Genomic DNA, 632 nt, shown 5'->3' with positions numbered 1-632 from the left:
CGACGATATCGTCGTTCAGCACGAGGTCGATGTGCAGCTTCGGATACGCGGTGCGGATCTGCATCAGCACGCCCGGCAGCACGACCTCGCCGAAACATTGCGGCGCCGCGAGCCGGATCGTGCCGTCGAGCGCATGCGCCGTCTTCGACACCGACGCAACGGCCAGCTCGGCCGCTTCGAGCAGCGCCTTGCTGCGTTCGTAGAAAATCCGGCCTTCCTCCGTGCACGCGAGGGTGCGTGCACTGCGCATCAGCAGCCGCGTGCCGAGATGCTTTTCGAGCTTCTCGATGCGCTCGCTGACGGCCGGTTGGCCCATGTCGAGATCCCGCGCCGCGCCGGACATCGTGCCGCGCTCCACGACCCTCACGTAGATGCGCATCGTCGCCAACAAGTCCATGAAGTCGCGCCTCGTGTCTTCCGGTTCGATTTTTACCGATCGACGGATGGTACCAAAGCGGTGGAGGGACGATGGTGTGCGTTGGGCCGATACTGACTATCGGCCAGTGCGTTCATGGCGCCGCCGAGGCCGCGTGCGTTCATTCGCACGGTGAGCGAAAATCGGCCTTCTTCCGCGCGACCCGACAGGAGCCCCGACATGACGCAACGCAATGAAGCCCGACGCACGCACTGCG

General features: G+C 64.7%; 2 protein-coding genes. Both read right to left on the bottom strand.

All coding sequences use genetic code 11. The annotated features are described in order from the left end of the window. Positions 1 to 397 (bottom strand): LysR family transcriptional regulator (locus JMF90_RS39525; protein ID WP_201326595.1); only part of this gene is annotated, 397 nt, incomplete at its 3' end. Positions 398 to 429: 32 nt separating this feature from the next. Next, a partial coding sequence (locus JMF90_RS40555; RefSeq protein ID WP_236598166.1) for a hypothetical protein occupies positions 430 to 632 on the bottom strand: 203 nt, incomplete at its 5' end.

It is taken from the genome of Burkholderia sp. E168m23 (genome assembly GCF_016586125.1).
In the GTDB taxonomy this organism is placed as follows: domain Bacteria; phylum Pseudomonadota; class Gammaproteobacteria; order Burkholderiales; family Burkholderiaceae; genus Burkholderia; species Burkholderia orbicola.
This window is presented reverse-complemented; position numbering and strand designations above follow the sequence as displayed.